Genomic DNA, 23444 nt, shown 5'->3' on the forward strand with positions numbered 1-23444 from the left:
CGTCCGGAGGGCGCGCGAATGGATGGCATCATCGGTCCGATCCTTCTCGTACTGGTGCTGACCCTGCTCAACGCGGTCTTCACCGGCAGCGAGATGGCGGTGATCTCGCTCCGGGACAGCCAGGTGCAGCGCCTGGAGCGTGAGTCCCGCAGCGGCCGGGTGCTGGCCGGGCTGACCCGCGACTCGAACCGCTTCCTCGCCACCATCCAGATCGGCATCACGCTGGCCGGGTTCCTGGCCTCCGCGGTCGTCGCCAAGTCGTTCTCCGAGCAGTTGGAGGAGCACCTGAGCGTGCTCGGCAAGGCCGCGCAGCCGGTCTCCACGGTGCTGCTCACGATGGTGCTGACGTTCGTCACCCTGGTCCTCGGCGAACTCGCCCCGAAGCGGATCGCCATGCAGCGCGCCGAGGCCTGGGCGCTGCTGATGGCCCGGCCGCTCGACCTGCTGGCGGCGTTCTCCCGGCCCGCGGTCTGGCTCCTCGGCAAGGTCACCGACGGCGTCGTACGGCTCGCCGGCGTCGACCCGACCGCCCAGCGCGAGGAGGTGACCGCCGAGGAGATCCGCGACATGGTGGCGGCGCAGCAGGAGTTCTCGGCCGAGCAACGCTCGATCATCTCCGGCGCCTTCGAGATCGCCGACCGGATCCTGCGGGAGATCCTGGTACCGCGCCGCGACGTGCTCAGCCTGGCCAGCGGCATGCCGGCGCCGGACGCGCTGCGCATGCTGATCGACGGCGGGCACTCCCGCGCACCCGTGGTCGGCCCGGCCGGGCTGGACGACGTGATCGGCGTGGTGCACCTGCGCGACCTGGTCGGCGCCGACGGGCCGGTCGACGATGTGGCCCGGCCCGGGTTGTTCCTGCCCGAAACGCTGCGTGTGTCCGACGCCCTCAAACAGCTGCGCACCGAACGCCAGCCGCTCGCCCTGATCGTCGACGAACGTGGCGCGATCGACGGCATCGTGACGGTGGAGGACCTGGTCGAGGAGATCGTGGGGGAGATCTACGACGAGACGGACCGGGACGTGGCGGCGACCGTACGCGAACCGGACGGCGCCTTACTGATGCCCGGCTCGTTCCCCATTCACGACCTGCCGGACGTCGGCTTCCACGGCCATCCGCCGGAGGAGGGCGACTACACGACGATCGCCGGGATGGTGCTGGCGGCGCTTGGGCACATCCCGACCGAACCGGGTGAGTCGGTGACTCTGCCCGAGTTCACCGCCGAGGTCGTGGAGGTGACCGGGCGGGCGATCACGCGGGTTCGGGTGCGTGCGCTGCCGGCCCCCGACTGACTGGCCCGTGACTGACAGCTTGTGCGATTCGTGCTCCTCGGACACTCGAGGGACACGGTTTCCCCTGATGGAACGGTTGCATGTGGACTGTTAGCCCATAGGCTCGCATCCATGACAGTGTCGTCGAACGCTTACGAATATCTGGACAACGTAGGACCGCAGGAGCAGGCACGGCTCGAGGCGGTGCGCCGATACCGGCTGGTCGATCAGCCGGTCGAGGACGCGTACGACCGGATCGCCTTCGTGGCCGGCGCCATCTTCGAGACTCCGATCGCGACGGTGTCGCTGGTCGAGCAGGATCGGGTCTGGTTGGCGGCGTGTCAGGGGCTGTCCGGCGTACGGGAGGTCGGCAAGGAACCCGGGCTGTGTGCGTCAGTGATCGCCCAGGACGACGTCTACGTGATCAACAACGCGGCCGTCGACCCCCGTACGCTCGAACATCCGCTCGTCCGCGGCGATCTGGGCCTGCGCTTCTACGCCGCCGCGCCGATCCGCACCCACGACGGGTACCGGCTCGGCACGGTCAACGTGATCGACAGCCGGCCCCGGGAGGCCAACCAGCGTCAGCTCAAGGCGCTGGAACACCTGGCCTCGATCGTGTCGGACGAGCTGGAGCTGCGGCTCATGGTGATCCGCAGTGCCGCGGCCGAACAGCGCATGAGAGACACGGTCAATTAGAACCGGTCATCTATGGGTACTTGAGTACTCATGATCTGGAACTTGGCACGCAAGATGATCCTGACGGCCGTTCTCGTCCCGCTCGGCGCTGCCGGTGCGCGCAAGCTCAGCGAGCGCATCGAACGCAAGCGCGGGGCGAACCGGCTCACCCGCATGCTGCGCCAGGGTGCGGACACGGCGCAGACGGTGTTCGGCCGCAAGAAGCGCAGCCGGTTCGGCTTCCGCTGATCCGATCACTGTTGTCTGATCACTGTTGTCTGATCAGTGCTGACGGTTGGAAACTTTCGCTACCGGGTAACGGCGGCCTCATGCGTACCCCTCGCACGATCGCCGTCGTTGCCCACCAGCGGAAGCACCTCGGTGGCGGCCTGGACGAACTGCGCCGCCGGATCACCGGCCAGGGCGTCGAGGACCTGCTCTGGTTCGAGGTCCCGAAGAGCCGCAAGGCGCCCAAGCAGGTCCGCAAGGCTGTGAAGGCCGGCGTTGACCTGCTCGTCGTCTGGGGCGGTGACGGCATGGTCCAGCGCACCCTGGACGTGCTCGCCCACGAGAAGGGCGGCCGGAAGATCCCGGTGGCGATCATGCCGGCCGGCGCCGGCAACCTGCTCGCCGGCAACCTGGGCATCCCCACCGACATGGAACGCGCCGTGGAGATCGCGTTCCACGGCGAGCGCCGCCACTACGACCTCGGGCGGCTCGCCGGAGAGCACTTCGCGGTGATGGCCGGCGTCGGCTTCGACGGCGCGATGATCAAAGACGCGGACGGCGCTCTGAAGGACAGGCTGGGCAAGCTGGCGTACGTCTGGACCGGTATTCGGCACGTCAACGGCGAAGCCCCGCGTGCCAAGATCAAGGTGGACGGCCAGCCGTGGTTCGACGACGAGGCCAGCTGCGTGCTGATCGGCAACGTCGGAAAGATCACCGGCGGGATCCGCGCCTTCGACGACGCCGCGCCGGACGACGGCTGGCTGGACGTGGGCGTCGCGACCGCCCAGGGAGCCCTGCAGTGGGCGCGTGCGCTCGGCACGATGGCGGTGGGGCGGTCGGACAGCTCACCCTTCGTCCGCACGACCCGGGCCCGGCGCGTGGACGTCAGGCTGGAGTCGAAGCTCGAGTACGAGCTCGACGGGGGCGCCCGCGCCCGGACCAGGAAGTTCTCCGCCGAGGTGGTGCCCGCCGCGGTCCAGATCTGCGTCCCGCGCGAGCCGATTAGTGCCTATTAGTGCAGATTAATGCCGATCAGTCCAACCATTCCGATGACTGAAAGGCCACATTCGCGTCCGTGAATCCTCCGGATCGGGGAGCGCGCCCACCCCGAAACTGGCTGTCACCATTCGAAGTTTCGACTCCAGGGGGTTCCTGTGACGCGACACCTGAACGGCTACGTCGGTGCGCTGCTGGCCACCGGCGGCGCACTCGTCGCCTACCGCGCGGGGCGAACTCACGCGGCCTGGCGTGAGGTCCGCTCCGCCCGCTACTCGGCCCGCCCGGGCCGAAAGCTGGCCTGGTCCCACTCGGCCCGATTAGCCGCCGGCGTGGCCGTCATCATCGCCGGCCTGCTGATGGCCGGCTTCGAGATGTCCCGCTGACCCGTCCGAGAATGGCGCTTCGCGGGGGTCTGCGCTTCGCGGGGCCACTGCCTCGCGGGAGCTCTCGCTTCGTGGGCCAAGCCCTTCGCGGGGGCTTTCGCTTCGCGGCGGCAAAGCCGTTCGCGGCGGGAGCCTTCGCTTCGTGGGGGCCATGCCCTTCGCAAGGGCTTTCGCCTCGTGGCGGCCAAGCCCTTCGCGCGGGCTTGTGCTTTGCGGGAGCCCAGCCCTTGCGTGGTCGCCCCCCGGAGGAGGCCCTGCGGGGCGGCCCTCGGTTGAGGATGGCTCTCGCATGGCGGCTTCCGCAGGGCTGCCCCCCGCGCGGCGGCCCCCGGTCAGGCTGCCTCCGGTCAGGCTGCCTCCGGTCAGGCTGCCTCCCCCGTGACGGCCCAGCTCGGTGCTGGCTGCTCCGGCTGGGCCGAACGGCCGATGCCGCGCTGCCGTCGACTGCGATTTTCTGACGCTCACGTGTGACGGGAGGGTTGATGCCGCGGTTCGTCATGACCGCCGGGGAGGTGGCCGATCTGCTCGGCGCGCTCGACGCTCCGCGTGTCGACGTCTGCGTCGGTGGTGGCTGGGCCGTGGACGCGCTGCTGGAGGAGCAGACCCGGGAGCACTCCGACCTGGATCTCTGGCTGCCCGCCGCGCACCTCGAGTGGCTCTTCCGCGCTCTCGCTGCCCGCGGCATCGACCGGGTCTTCCCGTGGCCGGGTGACCGGCCGTGGAACTTCGTACTCCACGACGGCGCCCGGACCCGGATCGACCTGCACCTTTACGAGCGGTTGCCGGACGGCCGGCTGCACTACGGCTCGGTGCTGGACGGCGAGACGTTCCCCGCCTCGGCGCTGGAGGGGCGCGGGGTCATCGCCGGCCGCCCGGTGCGCTGCGAGGCGGCGGAGTGGGCGGTGCGCTGGCACACCGGTTACCCACCCCGAGCCGCCGACCGCCACGACGTCCCGCTGCTCTGCCACAAGTTCAACCTCGAACTGCCCGAGGCCTTCGCATAGAGCCAACGCCTTCGCATGACCCGACGCCTTCGCATAGGGCCGAGGCCTTCGCATAGAGCCGACTGAGCTGGACGCTCCGCCGAGGCTCGACGATCTGGTGGGCTCGACGATTGCTGGGCTGGACGATTGCTGGGCTAGACGATTGCTGGGCTAGACGATTTGCTGCCACCAGCCGTCGACCGCCGGGGGGTTGTCCACGTCGACGCGTTCGCCGGGGCGGGGGATCGCCAGGCGTACGTCTCTGGCTTTTGCCTCTCGCCAGGTCCGGTCGGCCGGCTCTGCCCAGTCGTGCAGAGCCAGGTTGAACGTCGCCCAGTGGACGGGAATCATCAGGCCGCCCTGGACGTCGACGTGCACCGCGACACCGTCCTCCGGGAACATGTGGATGTCCGGCCAGGCCTCGCCGTATGCGCCCACCTGCACCAGCGTGACGTCGAACGGACCGTGCTTCGCGCCGATCTCGGCGAAGCCGGGGAAGTAGCCGGTGTCGCCCGAGTAGAACGCCTTGCGGGTCGGTCCGTTGATCACCCAGCTGGCCCAGAGGGTCTCGTCGCGGCTCAGACCGCGGCCGGAGAAGTGGCGCGCGGGAGTGGCGATGAACTCGACGCCGTTGACCTTGGCGGTCTCGTTCCAGTCCAGCTCGATGATGCGGGTCTCGGGTACGCCCCAGCGCTCCAGGTGCGCTCCCACACCCAGCGGCACCAGGAACGGCGCGGCCTGCAGGTCCACCAGGTTCTGGATGGTGACCATGTCAAGGTGGTCGTAGTGGTCGTGTGAGATCAGCACGGCGTCGATCGGCGGCAGCTCGCGCAGGGGCAGCGGCGGTTCGTGCAGACGGCGAGGGCCGGCGAGGCGGGACGGGGAGCAGCGGTCGCTCCACACCGGGTCGAGCAGGATGCGCCGTCCCTCGATCTCGACCAGGGCGGACGAGTGCCCGTACCAGGTCACGTGCAGGCCCTGCGCGTCCGCGCCGGGCGCGGGGGCGACCACGGGGACCGGCTGGTGCGGGCGGCGGGCATCGCGGCCGGTGGCCGCGGCGGCGGCCAGGCGCGGCACGGAGGCGGCGGTGACCTCGCTGGCCGGGACGGTGTTGCGGAATTTGCCGCCGGCGAACTGCGGCGAGGCCTCGATCCGGGCGCGACGGGCGCCGCGAGCCCGTGCGCCGAGCTGGGCGGGCACGTCGCGGGCGGCCCAGACCGCCGCAGCGGCGCCAAGTGCCAGAGCCAAGACTGTACGGGTACGTGCGCGCTTCGCCATGAACCAAGTCTGACCGGATGAGGGCCGTTGTTGCCAGCGCGCCCCTCAGCCTCCCCTCAGCAAGTGACGGGTATGACATTCGCGCTGTCGCTCCCGCCCTCCCGACCTGGCCTCCCGACCCGCCCTCCCGACCCGCCCTCCCGACCCGCCCTCCCGACCCGCCCTCCCGACCCGCCCTCCCGACCTGGCCTCCCGCGCTGACAGTCCCCGACTATCTCCGCGATAGCCTCCGGGGATGGACGATCCACGTGCCCAGCGCCTTTTCGGCGACAGTCTGGTGGCGCCCGGTGACCTCGCGGCCAGCCCGTTTCGGGTGGATCGGGACCGGATCGTCAGTTCGCCGTTTCTGGCTCGGCTGGCGGGCGTCACCCAGGTGATCAGCCCCGGCGGTGCGGGTCTGCTGGTGCACAACCGGCTCACGCACAGTCTGAAGGTTGCGCAGGTGGGGCGGGCTATCGCCGAGCGGCTCCAGCGGGATCAGCCGGACCTGGCGGAGAAGCTGGGCGGCTGTGACCCGGACGTGGTGGAGGCGGCGGCGCTCGCTCACGATCTGGGGCACCCGCCGTTCGGGCACCTCGGTGAGCGGGTGCTGGACCGGCTGGCGCGCAGCCGGCTCGGGCTGCGGGACGGGTTCGAGGGGAACGCGCAGTCGTACCGGATCGTCACCAGTACGGAGATTCGAGGTCAGGCGACGACGGGTCTGGCGCTGATCGGGCTCAACCTGACCAATGCCACGCGCGCGGCGATCCTGAAGTACCCGTGGACGCGGCGCAACCATCCGGACCCGCACCCGCGGTTCATGGATCCGCCACCCCGAGGTGCGGCGGCTGTACCCGACGATCCGGACGGTGGTTCGCTCAAGTTCGGCGCGTACTCCACGGAGGTGGGGGACATGCGTGCGGCCCGGGCACCGTTCGCCGGGCGGGTCGCGGACTGGCAGCAGACCGTCGAGGCTTCGGTGATGGATACGGCGGACGATATCGCGTACGCAATCCATGATCTTGAAGATGTGCACCGGGTCGGTGTGTTGCAGCAGGGTGCGGTGGCCGCGGAGTTGATGGCCTGGCAGCGCTGGCGCTCGGAGACGGACCTGAACCGGGCGGGTGGCGCCATCGAGTCACTGCGGAGGCAGCTACGCCGCAAGGACGGTTGGATCGCGGACGACGAGGCGTTTGCGGACGCTGTCGAACTGGTCCGGGCGGAACTGGTGGACGGGCTGCTGGCGCGTCCGTTCGACGGGTCGCTGGAGGCGGAGGCCCGGGTGGCGGCGTTCTCGGCGAACTGGACGCGGCGCCTGGTCGAGTCGATCGACATGGTGGGCCAGCCGGCCATCCGGAGCGGGCATGCACAGCTGTCCCGGGCGCAGTGGCACGAGGTGCAGATCCTCAAGTTCGTGCAGAACCGGTTCGTGCTGGAGCGCCCGGACCTGGCGCTCCACCAGCGTGGCCAGGCGCGGCTGCTGGCTTCGCTGGTGGAGGCGCTGCTGGCCTGGATAACGGACCCGGACGAGGCCCTGCGCCTGCCGCGCCGCCTGCGGGACCTGGTGGAGTTGGCGGAGGCGGAGCTGCCCACGGATACGCCGGACCGGATTACTCGCGCTCGCGGGCGGGCGGTGGTGGACTTCGTGGCAGGGTTGACGGACAGCCAGGCGGTGGGGCTCATGGAGGCGTTGTCCGGCCGGTCCCGGCAGTTGTGGACTGACGCGTTCGTCCTCTGAGCGGGGCTTCTCTGAGCGGGCTTCGGCGGGCGGGGCTTCGCTGGGCGGGGCTTCGCTGGGCAGGGCTTCTCTAAGCGTGGCTTCTCTGAGTGTTGGATCTCCGAGCATTGGTTGGCGGCTAGACGAGGAGGCCGCCGGTCGCGCGCAGGTTCTGGCCTGTGATCCAGCGGGAGTCCGGGCCGGCGAGGAAGGCGACCACGGCGGCGACGTCTTCCGGCTGCCCGAGTCGCTGGAGGGCGGTGAGGGCGGCTGACCGTTCGAGTGCCTCGGGCGGGTTGGCACCGCGCAGCATGTCGGTGTCGGTGGCGCCGGGGGAGACCGTGTTGACGGTGATGCCGCGGGCGCCCAGTTCGCGTGCGGCGACCTTCGTGAACTGTTCCAGGGCAGCCTTGCTCGCGCAGTAGAGGGCGAGACCCGGCGCGGGTACGACGGTGTTCAGGGTGGAGATGTTGATGATCCGGCCGCCGTCGCGGAGCAATGGGATCGCCTCGCGGATGGCGAGCAGCGGGAACTTGGCATTGATCGTCATCGTCCGGTCGAAGTCCTCGGCGGTCAGCTCGGCGATCGGCGACGAGGCGGCCACGGCGGCGTTGTTGACGAGGATGTCGAGGCCGTCGCGGACCGGTTCGAAGATCGCCGGGAGGGTGCTCGGGTCGGCCTGGTCGCATTGGACGGCTGTGACGTGGGGGAGTTCGCCCGCGAGTTGCTCGGCGGCGGCCTTGCTGTCGTGGTAGGTGAAGACCACTCTTGCACCGTCGGCGGCGAGTCGCCGGACGATGGAGCGGCCGATGCCACGGGAGCCGCCGGTGACGAGTGCGGTCTTGCCGGTAAGCGTCATGGGGACGACGCTAGGACCCCCGTCCCAGGGCGTCTTGAAGGTTTGCGCGGAGGGCGGACGGGGTGAGGCCGGACATCGTGTGCACATCCCTGGTGAAGTGCGGCTGGTCGGCGTACCCCGAATCAAACGCTGCCTGCGGAAGCGCCGCACCCAGCGCAATCATGCTGACGGCTCGCTGGAAGCGCGCGATGCGCGCGACCGTGCCCGGCGGGAGGCCGATCTGACGCTGGAAGCCGGTCTCCAGACGGCGTCGGCTGATGCCCAGTGATGCGGCGACCGAAGCGACGCGTGGGGCGTTCGGGCGCTGCAGCCGGAACCATGCCTCGGTGATCAGCGGATCCTCGGTGTCTGGACTCTTGGCGCATGGTTTCTGGACGCATCGTTTCTGGGCGCATGGTTTCTGGACGCATGGCCTGGAGCACGGCGGGAGTTGGTTCTCCAGCCACTCCTCGAGAAGGGCGAAGCGTGCGGGCCAGTCCGGGATCACGGCGAGGCGCTCGGCCAGTTCGGCGGTAAATGCAGGCATGGGTACGGTCTGACCGATGAGCTCACGCATCGGCATGCCTAGCAGCGCGGAGACTCCGGCAGGTGTGAGGCCGACTGTCATGCCGTGTCCCCAGAAGGCGTCTCGTTCGATCGTGGGGATCGCGGAGGCGCCGGTGGCGACTCGGGCTGCGCCGGTGATGTCGATGATCAGTACCGGGATGTTGCAGGGGAGGATCCGATGCGCGATCGGTGCGTTGGTGCGGAAGCCGCTGAGCGACAGGACGTGACCGCGTAGCCGGTGGTGTGGGCGCCGGGAGATCGTCTCGCACGGATCCCGGATCGGCGGCGCTTGGTTCGGCAGCGCTTGGTTCGGCAGCGCTTGGTTCGGCGGCGCTTGGTTCGGCGGCGCTTGGTTCGGTATCGCTTCCAAGTGTGAGATCAGGGGCGTTTTGGTAAGCGCCGCGGACCTGGGCGCCGCCGGCATTGAGTGGATCACAGGCGTAGTGCGGCAGGTGCGTGCGCCGGCACCGCCGGGGTGCGCGGCGCGATCGGAGCCACCCGCTGATAGGCGTTTCCGAGCGGTGGCCGCTGGTCCTCGTCGCCCTTGTTGGGCCAGAGTGACATCGCACGCTCGGCCATCGCCGTGATGGTCAGTGACGGGTTGACGCCGAGGTTCGCTGGGACCGCCGAGCCGTCCACGACGTGCAGGCCGGGGTAGCGGAAAACCCGGTGGTACGGGTCCACCACACCCTCGGAAGCGGTCGCGCCGATCGTGGCGCCGCCCAGGATGTGCGCGGTCATCGGGATGTCGAATACGTCGCCGACCGTGCCGCCCGCGTAACCGCCGATACGGTCGGCGATGCGGCGTACCGCCTCGTGCCCGACCGGGATCCAGGTCGGGTTCGGCTTGCCGTGCCCGAGCGAGGTCGTGAGCCGTCCCCGGCGGGTACGCCGAACCGTAAGCGAATTGTCCGCGGTCTGCATGACCAGCGCGATGATCGTCCGCTCGCTCCACCGTCGCACCGACAACGAGTGCGCCAGCACCACGGGGTGCCGCAGCGCCTGCCCGATGAAGCGCAGCGGCCGGGGGATCCGCCCGCCGCCGTCGACCAGCAGGGTCGTGAGCAGGCCCATCGAGTTGCTGCCGGGGCCGTACCGGACGGGCTCGATGTGCGTCTGCGGATCCGGGTGGAACGACGAGGTGATCGCGATGCCGTTCGAGAAGGGCTGCTCGGGTACGTCCTTGGTGGCGGCGCCGACGAGGGCTTCGGAGTTCGTCCGGGTCAGGCGGCCGAGCCGGTCGGAGAGCCGGGGGAGTACGCCGGTGTCCTTCATGGTGTGCAGCAGTCGCTGGGTGCCGAGGGCCCCGGCCGACAGGATCACCTGGTCGGCGGTGAAGACGCCGTTTGTGGTTTCTATCCGCCAGCCGCTCCCGGCCGGGGGACGCCCTGTGGTTGCGGGGTCGGCGTCGGTGTCGGCAGGGCTCAGAGCCGTCGGGTGCAGAGCCGTCGGGTGCAGATTTGTCGGGCTCAGAGCCGTCGGGTGCAGATCCGTCGGGCTCAGATCTGTCGGGTGCAGCGACGTCACCTCGGTGTTCGGGTGCACCACCGCGCCGGCCCGCTCCGCCAGGTACAGGTAGTTGACGTCGAGACGGTTCTTGGCGCCGACCCTGCAGCCGATCATGCAGTTGCCGCATTCGATGCAGCCGGTCCGGTCCGGGCCCGCGCCGCCGAAGTACGGGTCGGGCACCGTCTTGCCCGGCTCACCGAAGAACACCCCGACCGGGGTACGCCGGAACGTGTGCCCCACTCCCATGTCCTCGGCGACCTGCTTGAAGACGACGTCGGGCGGGGTCATCGACGGCTGTTCGGTGACGCCGAGCATCCGGGACGCCTGGTCGTAGGCGGCGGACAGTTCGGACGCCCAGTCGGTGATACCCGACCAGTGCGGGTCCTCGAAGAAGGGCGCGGGCGGGACGTAGAGCGTGTTCGCGTACACCAGTGAGCCGCCGCCGACGCCGGCCGCGGAAAGCACCATGATGTCCTTGAGCAGCGTGATCCGCTGGATGCCGCGTAGGCCCAGCTTCGGCGCCCAGAGGAAGTTGCGCAGATCCCAGGAGGTCTTGGGCAGGGTGTCGGGGGTGAAACGACGGCCGGCCTCGAGTACGCCGACCCGGTAGCCCTTCTCGGCCAGTCGAAGGGCGCTGACGCTGCCACCGAAGCCACTGCCCACGATCACGACGTCGTAGTGAGTCCCGTTGCGCTGAGCCTCGTTGAGCTGTGCCTCGTTGAGCTGGTTCCCGTTGCGCCGGCTCCCGTTGCGCTGGCTTCCGTTGCGCTGGCTTCCGTTGCGCCGGCTTCCGTTGCGCCTGCTCCCGTTGCGCCGGCCTTCGCTGCGATGACCTCTATCGTCATGCGTCATCGCATTACCTAAGCATTACTGGCGAGTAACCGGAAGAGGTTCACGCCGGTAGATGGAGATGGAGTATCCGACCTGATCGATGCGTACGCTCGTGTCCAGGAGCCGCCTGAGCCGCGGCCCGGCCAGCACGGCCCGGGAGTCCGAGACCACGAGCAGACCGCGGACTTCGTCGTCGCGAACGGCGTACGGATTCTCGGCCTTGATCCCGTAGTAGCCCGGCACGCCGGCGCCCTTGTAGACCAGCCAGATCCGCTCGCCGGGGTACCTGGTCTTCAGCACCTGGCCCAGCCGCGCCAGGTCCTGTCCCCAGTCGACGTTCGCGTCGTGCAGGTTCGTGTAGGTCTTCGAGGTCCCGCCGAACGCGATGTTCGAATAGGGCAGGTAATAGGGGAAAGTGAGCATTGACCCGGCCGCCACGGTGAGCACCAGCGCCCCCGCTGCGATCCGCGAGTAGACGATCTGCGAGTAGACGATCCGCGAGTAGACGATCCGCGAGTAGCGGAACCTGATCAGCGCGACCGTTCCGGCGGCTACCGCGAGGAAAAGCGGCAGGAAGATGACGTACCGGGTGCCGAAGTTGCGGCTGCCGGTCATCGCCATGAGCAGCAGCACCACCGAGATCGGCAGCAGATAAACCGCGGCCGCCCGCAGCCGAGGCAGCACCAGCATCGTGATCACGCCGGCCGCCCAGAGCGCGAGCATCCCCAGCGGCGTCTTGATCAGCAACGCGACGGGCAAGTAGTACCAGGGTGACCCACGGTAGGCCTCACCCAGCAGGAACCCGTTGTAGAGCTTCGCCTCGAACTTGAACTGGACCAGCATCCCGTCCCGATAGGCCTGCGGGAACGGCATCAGGTCCACCGCCAGCCCGCGCAGCCCGTCGACCTCCGGGAGCCCGGGCGGCGTGGTCCAGCGCAGCCACGGATCCACAGCCAGGTAGGAAATCCAGACCACAGCCACAGCGATCAGACCGACCCCGATCGCGGCTGCACCACTACGCAACAGCGCAGGCAGCGCCCCAACCGGCCTAGGCGATTCGGTCTCGCTGGGTGATTCGGTCCCGCTGGCTGATTCGGTCCCGCTGGGTGATTCGGTCCCGCTTTGCGGTTCGCCTTCGCTCACCGACGCGGCTGGTTGCGCTGGGCGGGCACGTTGCGCATGCCACATGGACCAGGCTGCAAGAAGAACCAGCAACGGTACGGCGGGAAGCACACTCATCCTCGTCGCCAGCGCGGCACCCAGAGCCAGCCCGGCGAGCGGCAGATACAGCAGCGGCCGTTTGCGGGCGCGCCACGTGAGCCAGGCAGCGGTCAGCAGCATCCCGGCGGCCGGGACGTCCAGGGTTGCCAGCGATCCGTGTGCGATGACGTCGGGTGAGAAGGCGTACAGGGCAAGCGCGATCAGCCCGCCCGCCGCGCCTGCCAGGTCCCGGGCGAAGGCGAGCACCACCAGCCCGAAGAGCAGCGTGAGCAGGATGATCGGCAACCGGGCCAGGAACATCAGCTGGAACGGGTTGTTGCCGCTCTCGTAGAGCAGGTGCCGGCCCAGGCGAGTCTGGTTGCCGGGATAGGCGGGATCCAGCTCGGCGCCGGCGAAGGCTGTGCCGGCGGCCATGATGAGCTTGCCGAGCGGCGGGTGCTCGGGGTTGTAGCGCAGGCTGTGCTGTTGCCGGTACACCTCGGCGGTGGCCACGTAGACCGGCTCGTCGATCGTCGGCGACTGCTGCATCGCGGTGGTCACCATCGCGAACGCCATCTGGCCCAACATCGCTACGACGGCGAGCAGGTACAGCAGACGGCGTCGTGGCATCGGCCAAATTTAGCCGGTGCTCCCGGCGATGATCTTCGGGGCTCGGGCGGGGGCGGAGGTAGGGCTCAGGCGCGGGCTGCTCAGGCGTTGGTTGCTCAGGTGTGGGTTGCTCAGGTGTGGGTTGCTCAGGCGCAGAGCTCAGACGGTGACCGTGCGTATTGCGACCATGCCGCGGCGGGCGTCCCCCGTCACCGAGGCGAACTCCAGGGCTCCGGGGCAGGCTGCAACGGCTGGGATTCGCCCGACTGTGGGTTGCCCGACTGTGGGTTGCCCAGCTGCGGGTCGTGCGGCTGTGGGTCGTCCGGTTGGGTGACGTCCGTGTGCCTTGGCGCAGGCGTCACCGGGAAGGACGAGCTGAGCGGCGTGAACGCGGACGGCGCCGCGGTGGACCTCGAAGTGCAGGTGTGGCCACTCGTGCGTACCAGCGGCGGGGAAGGTGCTCGCGAAGCACACCCAGCCGGCCGGGTCGGTGACCTCGTGGGCGGTGGGGCCGTCGCAGTGGAAGAGTGTTGTCGCGTACCCCGGAAGCGCCTGGCCGGAGGAGGCACTCAGCAGGCGCAGGCGGACGGTGAGTGGGGTGCCGTGCCCGGTGAGGCGCAAGCGTTCGGGGGAGCGCTCCAGGGTGAGTGTGCGGTCGGACATGGCGCCTCCTGACGATCTCCGTTGTCGTCTGTTCGGCAGGCTCACGCGTCCGCGGATCGAAATCGGGTTTCTAAACGGGAGCACCCCCGACGGATCCGCCGGGGGTGCTCAGTGACAACCCGTCCCGTCAGACAGCGTGGCTCAGGTCGGCAGCGCTCGCCTGGTCCGGGCCTGCCTGGTCTGGGCCTGCCTGGTCTGGGCCTGCCTGGTCTGGGCCTGCCTGGACTGGACCTGCCTGGGCAGCCTCGGCCTGGTAGGCGGCGAACTCCTTCTCCGCGGTGGCCAGCTTGGCCGGGAATGCCCGAGTCGCCTGGTACAGCTTGTAGATCAGGAACGCCTCGAAGAGCAGCAGCGCCGCGCCGGACACGATCGTGACCGGGAAGAGCAGGCCGGTCAGCGGGCCCACGATGAAGACGAACATCTCGTACTCGATGCCGCTGAACAGGTGGGTGCGGATCCGGCGCTCGCGCAGGAAGGTTCCGACACGGCGCTTCAGAGAAGCGTTCGCGCCCGACTGAGTGCCCGACTGAGCGCCCGGCTGGTCGTCCATCTCGTCCGAGGGCTCACCGGAGTCGGCGGCCGACTCCGGCTGCACCGGCGCGGGCGGGCGCAGCGCCAGCAGCTGGTCGCGCATGCCGCGCCGGACCTTCGTCATCTGGCTGCTGTTGAGGTAACGGAACAGGTCCAGGAAGACGGCGACCGCCATCAGCCAGAGATACGCGACCTCGCCGGTCTGCACGTACTGCCCGCCGAACAGCGCCAGGCCGATGAAGAAGACCCGAACCCGGTCCAGGACGAAGTCGAGCCACTGCCCGAAGATCGTGCCGGTTCCGTTCAGCCGGGCGATCTTGCCGTCCATGCAGTCCACGACGAAGCTCAGGTGGAACAGGATCGCGCCGGCGATCAGATACGCCCGATCGCCAAAGGCGAAGCAGACCGCCGCCCCCGTCCCGAATATCGTCGCGACAAGGGTCAGAACGTTAGGAGTGATCCACCGGTAGGGCGCAACCAGACGCACCAGCCGGGCCGCCAGCGGGTCGACCAGAAGCACGGTCCACCACGCGTCCACCGGCTTGTAAGTCCGCTCCCGGATCTCCTGCAAGGTCACCTTCACGCGCGGCACTCTAGACCTTAATCCTCGGAAAACGCCAAATACCTCGCCGGTTCACTTTTGCGACTACCTGCAGTGACTTTGCTCGTGCGCAGAGCTTTTGTAGCGCAGAGTTTCGGTCGCGTGGCAGCCAGGTGCCGGCTCTGTTGTCCGCGCGAATCGCCGTCGCCGTCGACCCGCCGGAAGGACGCAGCCCACCCCCGAACGGGGCGCCCGTGGCTTGCTGTTGAGTGGGGACTCTAACCCGCCGGGGCGCCGCCTGGTTCGCTGGAGTACCGGAATTAGCCAATTTGTTCCTTTGTTGCGGTGGCTGGCAGGCGCGGATCGCGTTGCCGGCGCGCTCCGGGGTGGGCGCCGAGCGCCGGGGCGCCAGGGTGCCGAGCGCGCCGGGGTGTCGGGGACGCGGGCGTCGGGGTGCCGGGACGCTGGGTGCCGCGAGGCTGGGTGCCGCGACGTCGGCACGCACAACGGCGTCGGTGCGCCGGGCGACCGGGAGGTTGGACGTCGGAAGGCTAGGGCGTCCAGGTCGCATGGGCGCAGGGCGTTGGGAGGCAAGGACGCAGGGAGCCAGGACGTTGGGCGCCAGGACGTTGGGAGGTCAGGACGTTGGGAGGTCAGGACGTTGCGAGGCCAGGACGTTGAGTGTCGGGACCCTTGGAGTGATTTGGGGTGTTTGGGCTACGTTCGTCGGTGGTAGGGGTTGGTGCGGGGGGCTCGCTGTGGGTCCAGCCAGGCTGGTGGGAGGAACTCGGGGCGTTGATCGGGGCCGAGGCGGACCGTCCAGCCTTTGCGGTTGTCGTGGATGAGGCGGTGGTGGTGCTCGCAGAGCAGGGCGAGGTTGCCCAGCGCGGTGGGGCCGCCCTTGGACCAGCTGATGATGTGATGTGCGTCGCACCAGCGGGCTGGTCGGTCGCAGCCTGGGAACGTGCAGCCGCGGTCGCGGACCACGAGTGCCCGCCGTAATGAGCCGGTGACCAGTCTGCGGGTGCGGCCGGCGTCGAGGATCTGGCTTTCGCCGTCGAGGATCAGTGGCAGGATGCGGGCGTCGCAGGCCATTCGGCGCACTGTTTCCGCTGAGACTGTCTCGCCCGTGTCGAGGGTTCCGCTGGCGAGTTCCTGGCGCAGCACGTCGTAGTCGACCGTGACGGCTATCTGGGGTCGGTCGCCGCCCTGCTCGGGTAGGCGCCCACCGGCTAGCGTGAGGCGGCAGATCTCGACCAGCGCGTCGACTCGGCGCTGCGCAGGCGTTCGGGTTTCGCCGGTCTCGGCGAGTTCGGCGGCGGTCCGGCTGTAGGTCTGGGGATAGGTGCTGTCGAGCCCTGATCCGATCGGCATTGGTTCGACGTGTGCTGACCCGTCTGGTGCTGGCGCGGGTCGGGCTGACGTTGATCCATCTGGTGCCGGAGCGGCGGGCATCGGACCGGTTGGCTCGGACGAGTGCAGGGTCGACTCGCCCTGCGCTGATCCGTCCTGCGCTGATCCGTCCTGTGCTGATCCGTCCTGTGCTGATCCGTCCTGTGCTGATCCGTCCTGTGCTGATCCGGTCGGGGGTAGGTCACTCTGCGTGGGCATGGGTGGCGCTGTGTTTGCTGGGTGGGGTTCGTTCGGGCGTGGGGTGTTGGGCGTTGCTGTGTAGCGGGTGGCTGTGTAGTGGGTGGCTGTGTGGCCGGGGCGGCACAGGGGGTCGAGGGCGGCGCTGATGGTGGCGGCGCTTTCGGCGTCGAGGATGCCTCGTAGGCGGACTCGGCCGTCGCCGAGTGGGCTCAGGGTGAAGAAGCGTTGCTCTCGTGCTCGTTGTTCGGCTCGGCGGAGGCGGGCTTCCTCGGTGGCCTCGGCCACCTCGGGGGCGATGTGGTCGAGGATTCGCTGGCCGGATATGCGTAAACCGTTCGGGTCGAGGCGTGGGGCCCAGTCGGTCAGGAGTGTTGTGGCCTGCTCGCGGGTTGTCGGGTCCAGGTCTTTCGGTAGGTCGCCCAGTGCGGCGGCGATCGCGGTCAGTTGCTCATTGTTGACGCGGCCTCGGCTGATCCCGCGGTCGAGGATCGGGTCGTTGTCGAGCAGGCGGGCCTGGGTGACCATGCGTGCGGCGGTGCCGGGGCTGATCCGGAGGCGGTTGCGCAGCCAGACGGTGGTCGAGGTCGCCGCGTGCTCCGTGGGGATGGCGCGTCCGTCGATCTCGCGGACCACGTGCAGGAGCGCCGCGTGCAGCATCTGCTGCGCGGCGTGGATGCCGTCCAATGCGTCGAGCAGGTCGGGCTCGGACAGGGGCCACACCGGCACCGCGGCGCACGACGCGGCGATGTCGGTGAGCTCCTGCACGGTCCCTTTCATGCCCGCCATTTTCGTACAGGCGTACGACACTTTTGGGTTTAGGCTGGTCAGGGGTGTCAGGTGGTGACGTTGAGCCAGCCGCCGTCCACGTAGTAGGTGGAGCCGACGGCGTAGGAGGCTCGGGCGGAGCAGAGGAAGACGAAGAAGTCGGCGATCTCCTCGGGAGAGGCGAAACGGCCGATCGGGGCGTTCTCCTCGGCGATGCCCCGGAGGTGGGCCTCCCAGTCGTCGCCGGCGAGGGAGCGGGCGGTCTTCACCCAGTCGCCGGTCATCACGAGGCCGGGGTTGACCGCGTTCACCCGGATGCCGTCGCCGATCAGCTCGTTCGCCAGGCACTTGGAGAACATGACGAGTGCGGCCTTGGTGACGTTGTAGATCGGTTCGTAGCCGAGCGGCTGGGTGGCGCAGATCGAGGCGTTGTGCAGGATGACGCCGCCGCCGCGGGATTTCATGCCGGGGGCAAAGGCACGGGCCAAGCGTACGGCGGACATCACGTGCAGGTCCCAGTAGTGCTGCCAGCGCGAGTCGGGCGCGGTGAGGATGGTCTCCTCGCTTCCGGTGCCGGCGTTGTTGATGAGGATGTCGGCGCCGCCGTGTTCGTCCGCCACGGCGGCGGCCAGGGCTGCGGGGGACTCCGGGTCGGTCAGATCGATGGCGAGCGCGTTTGCGCGTACGCTGAAATCGGTTTTGATCTTGTCAACCGCGATGCGGAGGCGCGTCTCGTCGCGTGCGCACAACGTGACGTGCGTGCCCTCGGCCGCAAGGCCGCGAGCGATCGCCAGGCCGATGCCGGCACTGCCTCCGGTGATCACCGCGACCTTGCCGCTGAGACCTAGATCCATGTTCTGCTCCGTTGGGTGAGTGCGTGGGTGGCTGCGAGCGTGAGCCCCCTTGCACACTCTCAGGAACTCACCTCAGGTCGGCGCCGACCTCGTGGAGATGGCGCAGCGCCTGCCGGTAGGAGTCCGCGAGGCTGGTCATCTCGTAGGGGACGCCGATCTCGGCGCAGTAGCGCTGCACCACCGGCTGGGCCTTGCGCAGGTTCGGGGTCGGCATGGCGGGGAACAGGTGGTGCTCGATCTGGTAGTTCAGGCCGCCCAGCGCGGCGTCGACGAACCGCCCACCGCGGACGTTGCGTGAGGTCAGCACCTGCTTGCGGAAGAAGTCCTCGGTGCCGTCGGGGTGGGGCATCCCCTTGTGGTTCGGCGCGAACGTCATGCCTAGGTAGAGGCCGAACAGCGCCTGGTGCACGACGAAGAACGCGAGTGCCTGCAACGGGGTCAGGACGATCAGCAGTGCGGCGGCGTACGCGATGAAGTGGGCGCCCAGCAGCGCTGCCTCGAGCCCGCGTCGCTTCACGGTGCCGGTCGAGGCGCTCGTCGCAGTGCCGGCGCGCAGCGCGCGGACGCTGTCCCGCTTCAGGGAGAGGCCCAGCAGGGTGAGGAGAGGGAAGAAGAGGTACGCCTGATACTTCGCCATCCAGGACGCGATTCCGCCCTTCCGCGCGGCGGCGCCGGCCGCTTCCGGGGACCAGACGAGTACGCCGGGGCCGACGTCCGGGTCGAGGTCGTCGTGGTTCGGGTTGGCGTGATGCTTGGTGTGCTTGTCCATCCAGTAGCCGTAGGACATGCCAATCGCCAGGTTGCCGGCGATCAGGCCGGCGCGCGAGCTGTGCTTGTTGGTGCGGAAGACCTGCCGGTGCGCGAGGTCGTGCGCCACGAGTGCGACCTGGGCGAAGACCACGGCGAGGAAGACGGCTACGGCGAGGGTCCACCAGGAGGCGCCGATCAGGAAGAAGGTGTACCAGCCGCCGAGCAGTGCGACGGTTACCAGGCTCAGGCGCAGTGCGTAGTAGGCGGGGCGTCGCCGCAGGAGGCCGGCGGTGTTGATGCGGCGGTTGAGTTCGGCGAAGTCGCTCCCGGCGGATCGTGTTCCTGTGGCGGCTTTCTGGCCGGCTGATGTCCGTCTGGCTGAGTTCTTGGCTGCGGTCTGTTCTGATGCTGTCTGTTCTGCTGCAGTCTGATCCGTCGCAGTCTGTTCTGCCGCAGTCTGTTCTGCCGCTGTCTGTTCTGCCGCTGTCTGTTCTGCCGCTGTCTGTTCTGCCGCAGCCTGTTCCGTCGTCATTTGTTCCGTCGTCATGTATTCAGGCAACAGGTTGTCGGGCGAGTAGTCAGGAGTGCTGGGTCCCCCACGGGGGAGTAGGGCTGGCACTACCGACAAGGTGGTGTGGGCCGGACAGGATGAGGGCATGGACTCGCGTGACTGGATCCGCGACGGCAGCCGAGCTGTGGCCCACGGGGCACTGGCCATCGCCCTCGCGTTGACGAACTTTCTGCTGTTCGTCTTCTTCGTGGTGTCGCTGGTGCTGACGCCCGTGCTGGGGATCGGTGTGGTGCTGCTGCCGCTGGTGACCGCGCTGATCCGCATGCGTGCGCAGCTGGCCCGACGACTCGGTGCGATGTACGGGGTCTCGGTCGCCCGGCCGTACCGGCCCCGGCCCGCGTCTCGGGGGCCGCTCACCACGTACCGCTGGATCGTCAGCGACCCGGCTACCTGGCGCGACTTCGCGTGGCTGGTCCCCGGCGCGCTCGCCGGGCTGGTGCTGGGTGTGCTGTCGCTGGCCGTGCCGCTCTACGGCATCCAGGGCATCGTTCTGCTGCCGCTCTGGATCTGGCTCGGCACCGGCAACTACGGGTACGGCATGATCTGGCCGATCGAGACCCTCGGCGAGGGCTTCCTGTCGCTGCCGCAGGGCGCGCTGATCCTCGCCATCGGTGTCGCGGCGGCGCCGTACCTGCGACGGGCGGACGCGTACTTCGGGCGGCTCTTCCTGGGTCCGACCCGCAACGCGGAGCTGCTCCTGCGAGTCAGCCAGCTGACGGTCACCCGGGCGGACACGATCGACACGCAGGCGGCGGAGCTGCGGCGGATCGAGCGGGACCTGCACGACGGCGCGCAGGCGCGGCTGGTCTCGCTGGGCATGACGATCGGGCTGGCCGAGGAGATGGTGGACGCCGACCCGGCGAAGGCTCGCAAACTGCTGGCGGAGGCGCGGGAGACGAGTTCGGCGGCGCTGGTCGAGCTGCGGAGTCTGGTTCGGGGGATCCATCCGCCGGTGCTGGCTGAGCGAGGGCTGGAGGGCGCGGTGCGTGCGCTGGCGATGGCTCTGCCGATTCCGACCACTGTGGAGGCTTCGATCGGACCCGGGAGTGAGGCAGGGGACGGGGCGGGCTCGGGGTCGGGCTCGGGGTCGGGCACAGGCCCGGGCTCAGTGTCGGGCGCGGGCTCAGTGTCGGGCGCGGGCTCAGTGTCGGGCGCGGGCTCAGTGTCTGGCGCGGGCTCGGGGGCGGGCTCGGTGCGGTTGGAGACTCCGGTCGAGTCGGCGGCGTACTTCGTGGTGGCTGAGGTGCTTGCCAACGCGACACGCCACAGCTTCGCGCGGTCGGCGCGGGTGGAGCTCTGGCACACCGGGGACTCGCTGGTCATGCGGGTCAGCGACGACGGTCTGGGTGGGGCGGATCCGTCCGCCGGTACCGGGCTGCGGGGCATTGAACGCCGTCTCGCCGCCTTCGATGGCACGATGAGCCTGTCCAGCCCGCCGGGTGGGCCGACTGTCGTGACCATGGAGTTGCCGTGCGCGTTGTCATCGCCGAAGACCTCGCCCTCCTCCGGGACGGCCTGACGCGGCTGTTGGAGGCGTACGACTTCAAGGTGGTGGCGGCGGTCGACAACGGTCCGGCGCTCCTGCCGGCGCTGGTGGAGCATCGGCCGGACGTCGCGGTGGTGGATGTTCGGCTGCCGCCGACGTTCACGGATGAGGGACTCCAGGCGGCGATCGCGGCCCGGGCTGCGGTGCCGGGGCTGCCGGTGCTCGTTCTGTCGCAGCACGTCGAGGCGCTCTATGCCAGGGAGTTGCTGACCGATCGCAAGGGTGGCGTCGGGTATCTGCTCAAGGACCGGGTGTCGCACGTGGCGCAATTCGTGGACGCGGTGCGGCGGGTGGCCGGTGGCGGCACGGCCATGGACCCGGAGGTGGTGTCGCAGCTGCTGGCCCGGCACCAGCCGCCACTGGCCGCGCTGACCGCCCGTGAACGGGACGTCATCGGGTTGATGGCGGAGGGCCGGTCCAACGGTGCGATCGCCGCGAAGCTGTTCATCGGGGAGAAGGCGGTCAGCAAGCACATCAACAACATCTTCACGAAGCTGGGTCTGCCGCCCTCGGACGATGACAACCGCCGGGTCCTGGCCGTGCTGGCCTACCTCAATGGTTGATCGAATCTCGGTGTTGTCGGGCCCCGTGTTTGCGGAGCTCTGTGTTTGCTGAGCTCGGTGTTTGCTGAGCTCGGTGTTTGTTGGGCCTCAGCGCTTTGTTGGGGATCAGCGCTTGTTAGGGATCAGCGCTTGCTGGGATCAGTGCTTGAAGCGGGCGATTCGACCCTTTTCGCCTGATGCCCAGCAGGAGCCGTCGTCCGCGCAGGCCACCGCGTCGAAGCTGCCGGTGTCGAAGCGCCTCCAGGTGGTTCCGCCGTCGTAGGAGATGTCGCTGCCGGTGGGGCCGACGGCCAGGGCGGTGTGGTGCCCGCGCCAGGTGACCCCGGAGCGGTATTCGCCGGGCACGGTTCGCGAGACGGTCCAGTGGCGGCCGCCGTCGCGGGTCACCGCTGAGCCGTCCGGTGCCGTCTCCGGGACCTCGTAGTCGCCGCCGACCGCGAGGCCGTGCCGGGAGTCGCGGAAGGCCAGCGAGTAGATGCCGGCGGTGGGTCCGCTGGGCAGTGGCGAGTCGGTCACCGACCACGTGCGGCCGCCGTCGCGGGAGTGGAAGACCCGCGCCGTGGCGTCTCCTCCCGTGGCGAACCAAGCGTTCCGGCCGTGCGAGACCAGGCAGGTCCCGCTTGCGGCGAAGGCGAACTCGCCGGGCAGGGCGTCGGGCATGCCGGCGGTGGGCCGGAGTTTCCAGGAGCGGCCGCCGTCGTCGGTCGCGAGGATCTGGAACTTGCCGCCGACCGGGTCGCCGAGGGCCAGGCCGTGCCGGCGGTCGGAGAACGTCAGACAGTCGTAGAAGGCGGCCGGGTCGTCGCCGCGGAAGGCTTCGATCCAGGAGCGCCCGCCGTCGGAGGTCGTGTAGATCCGGGAGTCGGCGCCGTACCCGATGGTGAGCGCGACCGCGTGCCGCGCGTCGGTGGCCTCGATGTCGCGGAACTGAAGCGCCGTGGCGCCCGGCGGTGCTGCCTCGGGCGGGCCGACGGATGCCCAGGTGCGGCCGCCGTCGACGGTGCGCAGCACGGTGCCGGCGGAGCCGCCGGCCCAGGCGACCTTCGCGTTGACCGGGGCGAGCCCGCGGAATCGTACGGTCGCGGTGGCTGGCCCGGAGGTTCCGGTGTCGGTGAGTTGCCAGGCCGGCGCGACGGAGCCGTGGCCCGGGGTGAATCCGGTGCCGGCGACCATGACGAGAGCGAGTGCTGAGATAGACAACTTTCGTTGCAGCGTCATGGTCAGGGAACTTACCGGGGATGGGCTGCGTCGGGGGAGAGCTGTGTGCTCCAGCACTGAGTCTTGGAGCTGAAACAAGCACTTACCACAATGTGAGACATGCACACCCTTTCGCAACTGCCTGTCACCGTGGCGATCACGCGGCGCGCCGATCCGGAGCGTGCCGCTGAGATGACCGCCTGGGTGCGGGCCGGTGCGTCACTCGCCGAGGACTTCCCCGGTTTCCTCGGGACCGGCTGGGTGCGCCCCGAGCCCGGCTCCGCGGAGTGGCACATGCTCTACCGCTTCGCCGACGCGGAGTCCCTGCGCGATTGGGAGGAGTCCCCGCAGCGGCAGTGGTGGCTCTCGTCGGCGGAGGGATTCGTCGAGCACACGCGGGAGGAGCGCCGTACCGGGATCGAGGGCTGGTTCGACCCGCCGCGGGCGGAGGGTCGGGACCGTATGGGCGATTCTCTGGAGCAGCCGGCTTCACCGGCGGTGGTTCCGGCCCCGCCGCGCTGGAAGCAGGCGGTGACGATCTGGCTGGGGTTCTTTCCGGTCAGTCTGGTCGCGGCGGTGCTGCTCATGCCATATCTCGACGGGATGAACGTGGTGGTGCGGACGCTGATCAGCACGCTCTGCCTCACGCCGGTGATGACGTACCTGGTGCTGCCGCGGATCACCCGCGCGCTGCAGCCCTGGCTGCGGAGGTAGGCACCCGGCACTGTTTACCGGCTCTGTTTGCCGGCTCTGTTGCTGGTTCTGTGGGTGGCGCTGGCTCTGTGGGTGGTGCCGTCAC

Annotated in this window: 21 protein-coding genes; 10 read left to right on the forward strand and 11 right to left on the reverse strand. The window is 69.2% G+C overall.

Annotated elements, in window-relative coordinates; translation table 11 throughout:
* Nucleotides 1-18: 18 nt before the first annotated feature.
* From AB0M02_RS05730 to AB0M02_RS05755, 6 genes are all read left to right on the forward strand, one after another.
* The gene (locus AB0M02_RS05730; RefSeq protein ID WP_364221938.1) at nt 19-1293 is read left to right on the forward strand and encodes a hemolysin family protein; all 1275 of its coding nucleotides are present in this window, start codon (nt 19-21) and stop codon (nt 1291-1293) included.
* 111 nt (nt 1294-1404) lie between these two features.
* Nucleotides 1405-1971, forward strand: a complete 567-nt coding sequence (locus AB0M02_RS05735) for a GAF domain-containing protein (protein WP_364221941.1) — start codon at nt 1405-1407, stop codon at nt 1969-1971.
* 42 nt (nt 1972-2013) lie between these two features.
* Entirely contained in the window at nt 2014-2199 is a 186-nt protein-coding gene (locus tag AB0M02_RS05740; protein WP_364221944.1) for a hypothetical protein, read from the forward strand.
* Between the two features lie 80 nt (nt 2200-2279).
* On the forward strand, nt 2280-3194 hold the full coding sequence (locus tag AB0M02_RS05745) for a diacylglycerol kinase family protein (RefSeq protein WP_364221947.1): 915 nt from the start codon (nt 2280-2282) through the stop codon (nt 3192-3194).
* A 138-nt stretch (nt 3195-3332) separates the two neighbouring features.
* Nucleotides 3333-3560: a hypothetical protein gene (locus tag AB0M02_RS05750; RefSeq protein ID WP_364221950.1), complete on the forward strand. Its 228-nt coding sequence runs from the start codon at nt 3333-3335 to the stop codon at nt 3558-3560.
* Between the two features lie 482 nt (nt 3561-4042).
* Nucleotides 4043-4564 carry an aminoglycoside nucleotidyltransferase gene (locus AB0M02_RS05755; protein ID WP_364221953.1) on the forward strand — a complete coding sequence of 174 codons (522 nt, stop codon included), beginning with the start codon at nt 4043-4045 and terminating at the stop codon, nt 4562-4564.
* A 150-nt stretch (nt 4565-4714) separates the two neighbouring features.
* On the opposite strand, the gene AB0M02_RS05760 is transcribed toward AB0M02_RS05755, so the two are convergent.
* On the reverse strand, nt 4715-5821 hold the full coding sequence (locus AB0M02_RS05760) for an MBL fold metallo-hydrolase (RefSeq protein WP_364221956.1): 1107 nt from the start codon (nt 5819-5821) through the stop codon (nt 4715-4717).
* Nucleotides 5822-6056: 235 nt separating this feature from the next.
* On the opposite strand from AB0M02_RS05760, the gene dgt reads away from it, so the two are divergent.
* Nucleotides 6057-7538: a dGTP triphosphohydrolase gene (gene dgt / locus AB0M02_RS05765; RefSeq protein WP_364221959.1), complete on the forward strand. Its 1482-nt coding sequence runs from the start codon at nt 6057-6059 to the stop codon at nt 7536-7538.
* Nucleotides 7539-7656: 118 nt separating this feature from the next.
* On the opposite strand, the gene AB0M02_RS05770 is transcribed toward dgt, so the two are convergent.
* The 9 genes from AB0M02_RS05770 to AB0M02_RS05810 all read right to left on the reverse strand — a co-directional run bounded on the left by AB0M02_RS05770 (nt 7657) and on the right by AB0M02_RS05810 (nt 19315).
* The gene (locus AB0M02_RS05770; RefSeq protein ID WP_364221961.1) at nt 7657-8376 is read right to left on the reverse strand and encodes an SDR family oxidoreductase; all 720 of its coding nucleotides are present in this window, start codon (nt 8374-8376) and stop codon (nt 7657-7659) included.
* Between the two features lie 10 nt (nt 8377-8386).
* Nucleotides 8387-9292 carry a helix-turn-helix domain-containing protein gene (locus tag AB0M02_RS05775; RefSeq protein WP_364221964.1) on the reverse strand — a complete coding sequence of 302 codons (906 nt, stop codon included), beginning with the start codon at nt 9290-9292 and terminating at the stop codon, nt 8387-8389.
* Nucleotides 9293-9354: 62 nt separating this feature from the next.
* On the reverse strand, nt 9355-11283 hold the full coding sequence (locus AB0M02_RS05780) for a GMC family oxidoreductase (RefSeq protein ID WP_364221967.1): 1929 nt from the start codon (nt 11281-11283) through the stop codon (nt 9355-9357).
* A gap of 15 nt (nt 11284-11298) precedes the next feature.
* Complete coding sequence (locus AB0M02_RS05785; RefSeq protein ID WP_364221970.1) at nt 11299-13092, reverse strand: phospholipid carrier-dependent glycosyltransferase; 1794 nt, start codon at nt 13090-13092, stop codon at nt 11299-11301.
* 138 nt (nt 13093-13230) lie between these two features.
* Nucleotides 13231-13734 carry a hypothetical protein gene (locus tag AB0M02_RS05790; RefSeq protein ID WP_364221973.1) on the reverse strand — a complete coding sequence of 168 codons (504 nt, stop codon included), beginning with the start codon at nt 13732-13734 and terminating at the stop codon, nt 13231-13233.
* Nucleotides 13735-13861: 127 nt separating this feature from the next.
* Nucleotides 13862-14848 carry a CDP-alcohol phosphatidyltransferase family protein gene (locus tag AB0M02_RS05795; RefSeq protein ID WP_364221976.1) on the reverse strand — a complete coding sequence of 329 codons (987 nt, stop codon included), beginning with the start codon at nt 14846-14848 and terminating at the stop codon, nt 13862-13864.
* A gap of 675 nt (nt 14849-15523) precedes the next feature.
* Nucleotides 15524-17176: a DUF222 domain-containing protein gene (locus tag AB0M02_RS05800; protein ID WP_364221979.1), complete on the reverse strand. Its 1653-nt coding sequence runs from the start codon at nt 17174-17176 to the stop codon at nt 15524-15526.
* 56 nt (nt 17177-17232) lie between these two features.
* Nucleotides 17233-18018, reverse strand: a complete 786-nt coding sequence (locus tag AB0M02_RS05805) for an SDR family oxidoreductase (protein WP_364221982.1) — start codon at nt 18016-18018, stop codon at nt 17233-17235.
* Between the two features lie 67 nt (nt 18019-18085).
* On the reverse strand, nt 18086-19315 hold the full coding sequence (locus AB0M02_RS05810; protein ID WP_364221985.1) for an acyl-CoA desaturase: 1230 nt from the start codon (nt 19313-19315) through the stop codon (nt 18086-18088).
* Between the two features lie 109 nt (nt 19316-19424).
* On the opposite strand from AB0M02_RS05810, the gene AB0M02_RS05815 reads away from it, so the two are divergent.
* Nucleotides 19425-20858: a sensor domain-containing protein gene (locus tag AB0M02_RS05815; protein WP_364221987.1), complete on the forward strand. Its 1434-nt coding sequence runs from the start codon at nt 19425-19427 to the stop codon at nt 20856-20858.
* Nucleotides 20810-21448 (forward strand): response regulator transcription factor, encoded by a 639-nt coding sequence (locus tag AB0M02_RS05820; protein WP_364221990.1) that lies wholly within the window; start codon nt 20810-20812, stop codon nt 21446-21448. The genes AB0M02_RS05815 and AB0M02_RS05820 overlap by 49 nt, the downstream gene beginning before the upstream one ends.
* A gap of 138 nt (nt 21449-21586) precedes the next feature.
* Here AB0M02_RS05820 and AB0M02_RS05825 read toward each other — a convergent pair whose 3' ends face one another.
* On the reverse strand, nt 21587-22666 hold the full coding sequence (locus tag AB0M02_RS05825) for an oxidoreductase (RefSeq protein WP_364221992.1): 1080 nt from the start codon (nt 22664-22666) through the stop codon (nt 21587-21589).
* A gap of 99 nt (nt 22667-22765) precedes the next feature.
* On the opposite strand from AB0M02_RS05825, the gene AB0M02_RS05830 reads away from it, so the two are divergent.
* Nucleotides 22766-23359 carry an antibiotic biosynthesis monooxygenase gene (locus AB0M02_RS05830; RefSeq protein WP_364221995.1) on the forward strand — a complete coding sequence of 198 codons (594 nt, stop codon included), beginning with the start codon at nt 22766-22768 and terminating at the stop codon, nt 23357-23359.
* Nucleotides 23360-23444: the final 85 nt, after the last annotated feature.

Origin of the sequence: Actinoplanes sp. NPDC051861 (assembly GCF_040681145.1) — a bacterium.
GTDB lineage: Bacteria > Actinomycetota > Actinomycetes > Mycobacteriales > Micromonosporaceae > Actinoplanes.